This window comes from Aliibacillus thermotolerans (genome assembly GCF_027853235.1).
Lineage (GTDB): Bacteria > Bacillota > Bacilli > Bacillales > Marinococcaceae > Aliibacillus > Aliibacillus thermotolerans.
The window spans coordinates 1-5,785 of sequence record NZ_WKJG01000070.1 but is presented as its reverse complement, the minus strand read 5'-3'; the positions used below and the strand labels follow the sequence as shown (position 1 = coordinate 5,785).

4 protein-coding genes are annotated in these 5,785 nt (G+C 38.3%); 2 read left to right on the top strand and 2 right to left on the bottom strand.

Annotation, left to right across the window (positions count from 1 at the left end):
* Nucleotides 1–501 precede the first annotated feature (501 nt).
* On the bottom strand, nt 502–1,728 hold the full coding sequence (locus GJS40_RS11025; RefSeq protein WP_270897910.1) for a dicarboxylate/amino acid:cation symporter: 1,227 nt from the start codon (nt 1,726–1,728) through the stop codon (nt 502–504).
* A gap of 355 nt (nt 1,729–2,083) precedes the next feature.
* A complete protein-coding gene (locus tag GJS40_RS11020; protein WP_270897909.1) occupies nt 2,084–2,935 on the bottom strand; it encodes a MurR/RpiR family transcriptional regulator in 852 nt (283 codons plus the stop codon).
* A gap of 149 nt (nt 2,936–3,084) precedes the next feature.
* On the opposite strand from GJS40_RS11020, the gene GJS40_RS11015 reads away from it, so the two are divergent.
* Nucleotides 3,085–4,428: a sodium/glutamate symporter gene (locus tag GJS40_RS11015; protein WP_270897908.1), complete on the top strand. Its 1,344-nt coding sequence runs from the start codon at nt 3,085–3,087 to the stop codon at nt 4,426–4,428.
* Nucleotides 4,429–4,430: 2 nt separating this feature from the next.
* On the top strand, nt 4,431–5,555 hold the full coding sequence (locus tag GJS40_RS11010; protein WP_270897907.1) for a tyramine oxidase subunit B: 1,125 nt from the start codon (nt 4,431–4,433) through the stop codon (nt 5,553–5,555).
* Nucleotides 5,556–5,785: the final 230 nt, after the last annotated feature.

The window sequence follows — 5,785 nt, the reverse complement described above, 5'->3', positions numbered from 1 at the left end:
AATTTGCCTCCAGCTTCCTTCAGATTCCGCGTCACCACGGACACCCTTGCCTTCAGCTAACAGTTCCTACTGCCAAGCCTGTAGTGGACTTTCACCACCAAGTTATAACCCATGCTGGGCGCACTAAGAAAAGCCATGCATGAAAATCATACATGGCACAAAATATTTTGTTTATTTACCTTGACAGGGGGCAGTTCATGGTGAAGGGGGTTTTTATGTTGGATATTGAGATTTTCGAATCCCTGTTGCGGGGTTAGTTCTTTTACACGGGGATGTATGTAATGGGGACTTTCTAATTCCCCTGCATTTTGATTACTTTTTGAGGCGTACATCACGAACATCTCTATTGATAAAAATAATGCTGGAGTGAATTCGTGAGGTTTCCTTCATTATATCACTGATCCGCTCCAGCAGTTTTGTTTCCATTTAAATTGTCCCTATAAGGGAGAAATTAGGACACGTTTCTTCCCAAATTGGCACTTTCATTATGCCCGCTTTTGCTCATTTTTCCTCTGTTTCTTCTCTGGCATTTTCAAGAAGCTCCTTCTCCGTGCCGGCAACTACGACCGCAGCAGAAGCATCGCCGACGATATTAACGGTAGTCCGCATCATATCTAAAATCCGGTCGACCCCTGCGATTAACGCAATTCCTTCCAGCGGCAGGCCAATTGATGTTAGCACCATCGTCAGCATGACCACTCCAGCACCAGGAACACCAGCAGTACCGATGGAAGCCAATACGGTCATTAACACCACCGTCAGCATTTCAATAAAGGTTAAATCCAATCCATAGAACTGGGCGATGAAGATAACAGCAACGCCCTGATAAATGGCAGTCCCATCCATGTTAATCGTTGCACCGAGCGGCAGCACAAAACTGCTGATCCGATTCGATACCCCTAAATTTTCCTCGGTATTTTTCATCGTCACCGGCAACGTTCCGGCACTGCTCGCTGTACTAAAGGCAACGATGACAGCTGGTGAGATGCCTTTAAAGAATTTTAGCGGATTCATTTTGGCAAACATTTTTACTGCCGAACTGTAGACAATGGCAGCATGTACCAAACAAGCGATGAGTGCGGCAAGAATAATTTTAATTAATGGCATCAACACGGACAGACCGTACTCGCCGACAATCGGTGCAAGCAATCCAAATATACCGATTGGGGCCAGCTTCATGACAATTCCTGTAATTTTATACATAATTTCAGCAAAACCATCAAAGAACCGAAAGACGGGCTGTGCTTTTTCCCCGACTAAAGTAATGGCAATCCCGATAAATAAGGCGAAGAAAATAATTTGCAAAATATTTCCTTCCGTCAGAGCCGTAAATGGGTTTTCCGGGATGATATTGAGCAGCGTCGTAATAACGTCCTGCTCCTCCTGTTCCACCACTTCACTGTCCATATTATCTGCGGCAATATTTACCCCTTTACCAGGCTGAATCGCAAATGCGATTGCCAAACCAATTACGACGGCTATTCCCGTCGTTACAAGATAATAGGCTAAGGTTTTGATACCGACCCGGCCAAGCTGCTTTGTGTCGCTATTGCTGGCAACCCCAACGACTAAAGTTGCCAAAATAAGCGGAGCAATAATAAATTTAATTAATCGTAAAAATAAGTCCCCTAACGGCTGAACAAAACTGATGGAACTTCCAAAAACAGCTCCAAGTACAATCGCTGCAACAAATGCGATAAAAATTTGCGTCACTAAATTCAGTCTCATCCTTATCCCCCCTGAAAACTGTGACAACAGACTGAAAAGATTACCTAATTAAAGCGCTTACAAAATTGCAACAACTTTTATTGTTTCTAGTAAATTTCTCCCCTATGTGCTTGAACAGAAAATTTTTGGCTATATTTTAGTCCTTGTCTCTTTCCTCCTTCCTATTTACAAATATGGTAAATAGTCAGATTGGGTGTGTCAATAATTTTGTGTAAATAACCCTATTTCCGGTAGAAAAGTTAGCCTGCTTATTTTAGTTGATAAAACTTCTATCTCTAGGTTAAACACAGAGCCACAGCGGTACAGCCAGTTTAGTAGATTATGGTATTGTTTATATGTCTGCTGGTCATAGTACTCAGATTGTTGTAAGGTTATTTTCCCGATGCATTTTATTCAATTCTGAGATTTTCGGAATGGATTCAGGTTGTTTTTTTCCAAGATCGATAATAAGGGCTTCAATTAAAGCAATAGTCGGAATGATACTGTACCTATTTTTGCTATGTCCGACAATTAAGTGGGCATCACTATGCTGGATAATCGGACAAGTCTCAATATCTGTGATTAATGCAACAGAAACATTTTTTTTATTCCGGCAATATTTAATAAAATCAATCGTTTGTTTTGCATAAGGAGATAATGCAATTACAACTATTGTATCATTTTTGCCAAAGTTCAGAGATTCGTCGTATAAGAAATCTGGACTCCAGCTCAATTGCACTACACTATCCAATATTCCACGCAGCATCATGTCAAAATATAAAGCAATAGATTTGGACGTCCTTAAACCTAAGAAATATACTTTGTTTGAGTGGAGCAATAGGTCAATAAATTTTTCGTATTCCTTCGTATCTAATCTTCTTAGCATCGTTTCAATATCTTGTATACTGCTATTTCCCACTTTTACCAAAGAGTTCATTGCTTCATCGATTTCCTCGAGAGATTTCTGTAAGTGCCACCATGTATTCTTTCGTTCATGGAACAGTTGTTTTATTAAGTCCTTTTTAAAATCAGGATATTTTTTGTATCCGACCTTTTCAATAAATCGTAGAATCGTTGTTGTACCAACCTTGCTATTTTTGGATAACTCATTAATTGTCATCGTAGAAACATCATCAATATTTTCGATAATATATTTACAAAGTTTTTGTTGTTGTCGTGGTAAATTATATTGGATTTCGATTAACTTTTCCTTTAAATTTGTTTTCACAGTAACCCCCCTTTGTTATCTATTATATACAAATTTTTCTTCATACCAATATAATTTAATAGGAAAAATATTTCCTATTTTCTAAAAAACGGTTTATTTTTTCCTAAAAAGGTGATATAGTAAGAATAAAAATGAAAGGGGTTAAATGTATGGAGTTTAGCGTTTGGGATATTTTGACGGATTTCGGTATTATTTCTATGCTATTGCTAGTAGGAATGTTCCTGAGGGCAAAAGTCGGGATTTTCCAAAGATCCTTTATGCCGGCTAGTATTATTGCCGGAATCCTCGGGCTGATCCTAGGAAAAAATGGATTCGATATACTGCCATTTTCTGATTTCATTGGCAGTTACCCATCCATTTTAATTGCAGTCGTATTTGCTGCCCTTCCCTTATCCACTCCAAAATTTAAATGGTCTGAAATGTTTGATAAGGTAGGAAGGCTTTGGTCCTATTCACAAATTATGATGCTCCTTATGTGGGGCGGGGGCTTATTGTTTGCACTCATCTTATTGGTGCCGTTATTTGATGTTCATAATGGCTTTGGACTATTGCTAGCTGCTGGTTTTGTTGGTGGTCATGGAACAGCAGCAGCGATTGGTGATGCTTTTCAAAGTCAGGGATGGGAAGAAGCAACTTCTTTAGCAATGACTTCAGCAACAATAGGAGCCATTATAGCGATTGCGGTGGGATTAATGCTAATTCGATCAAATGCCAATAAAGGCAATACAAATTTTATTAGCAGTTTCGATAAATTACCAGAGGAATTAAAATCTGGCCTACTACCGAAAAATAAGCGGAATTCATTGGGGGAAAATACCGTTTCTAGTATTTTAATTGATTCTTTGGCTTTTCATTTAATGTTGGTTCTATTTGCTACTATGGTTGGCTACTATTTAAGTCAATTTGGAGAATCACTCTATGCAAATCTTTCTATTCCTGCCTTTTCTCTGGCCTTTTTAATAGGGTTAATTTTGAAAAAAATATTACAATGGGCAAAGGCAGACGAGTATATCGATAATAATATAATGAATAGTATCGGAGGCGGAGCTACGGATTACCTCGTTGCGTTCGGGATTGCATCCATTAATTTAGCCGTTGTTGTTGATAATATCATACCTTTTAGTATCTTGATTGTCTTTGGGATTCTATTTAGCTATTTCTTTTACCGTTTCGTATCGCAAAACTATTTTCAGGAAAAATGGTTTGAAAAAGGAATCTTTACCTTTGGCTGGATTACCGGTGCCGTAGCAACAGCAATTGCGCTTTTGAGAATTGTTGATCCGAAACTGGAAAGCAGAACATTGGATGAATTTGGCCTGGCTTATATACCGATAGCACCTGTAGAGATATTAATTATAACGTTCTCGCCATTATTTATATTAAACGGCCAACACTGGCTTTTTACGTTAATCACGATAGGAGCTAGTGCAATTATAATTCTAATTTCCTATCAAAGAAAATGGTTCACATTCCATAAGAGGGAGAGAGCATAATAATGGGGAAAAAGGTAGAATTTTTATATTTAAATGAAGAGGAAATGATCGAAGCTGGCGTATTGAACATGGAAGAATGTATCCAAACGATTGACGAAATGTTTCATTTAATCGGCAAGGGCGACTATATTATGGGAGGACCAAATCGAAATGATCATGGGTTAATGCTGTGGTTTAATAAGGAAGAACCATTTGAAAATATGCCGAAAGCAGGTCCGGATAGAAGGTTTATGTCTCTTATTTCCTATCTTGGAGGAGAATTCGATGTCGTCGGCAACAAATGGTATGGTTCCAATATTGAAAATCTGAAGAAAGGGTTGCCGCGGTCCATTCATACTTTTACCTTAAATGATAAAGATACTGGTGCCCCGCTTGCAATTATGGCAGGAAATTTAATCAGTTCCATGAGAACAGGTGCCGTACCAGGGGTCTTCTCAAAATATCTTGCAAAAAAAGATGCAAAGGTTGTCGGGGCAGTTGGCGGTGGCGCAATTAACCAATCTTGTGTGCAAGCTATTGTTACAGCTGTTGATAGCATAGAAAAGGTCGTTTTATTTGATATTGATTTGGAGAAAGGAAAGAAAATTGCAAAGAAATTAGAAAATGTGATTCACAAACCCGTAGAAGTTGTCGATAATATAGATCAATGTATCCAACAATCAGATATTATAACAGTTGCAACCTCTGGAAAAACAAAACCTGTGATTAAAGGAGAAACCATTAAGCCAGGGTCACTCATTATTCTGACAGGTTCAGCAGACTTAACAAAAGAGGTTTACTCCGATTCTAGAATAGTGGCAGATTTATGGTCCATGCATGAAAAATGGTTGGAAGATGGCTTGGCACATCCCGATGGTATTTCCAGTATACGTGATTGGACGATGTCAGGGCAGTTATTAGAGTTAATCCATAATGGGGAGTATGATGGCTCTACGATTGATGATATCGGGGACATTATTACAGGAAAGAAACCGGGACGTCAATCGGAAGATGAAGTAATTATCTGTATGACTGGCGGATTACCTACGGAAGATGTTGCTTGGGCTTATCGAGTCTATCAAAATGCACTTAAGAAAAATATTGGTACCATTCTTCCTTTATGGCAAAGTTCCTACTTAACTAAGTAGAACTAAAAAACCCTAGATCCAATATGCTACTGCAGGAATGGTGATTATGACGACTTGTTTCATTTCGAGCAGGGTTAGGGATATAAATAAATTATTATCTGATTGAGTCAATTTCATAATTGCTCTTTTTAAAAATACACAGATATACAGAATTTCTAAATTGTATTTTTAAAAACAGAAATCATGAAGCATTTTGTTGATTCAATTGTGCATTAATACGATCTGCTGCG

Excerpts from the sequence above, each read along its gene's own strand:
- GJS40_RS11015 (WP_270897908.1), top strand. The coding sequence starts at position 3,085 with ATGGAGTTTAGCGTTTGGGATATTTTGACGGATTTCGGTATTATTTCT.
- GJS40_RS11010 (WP_270897907.1), top strand. The coding sequence starts at position 4,431 with ATGGGGAAAAAGGTAGAATTTTTATATTTAAATGAAGAGGAAATGATC.
- GJS40_RS11025 (WP_270897910.1), bottom strand. The coding sequence starts at position 1,728 with ATGAGACTGAATTTAGTGACGCAAATTTTTATCGCATTTGTTGCAGCG.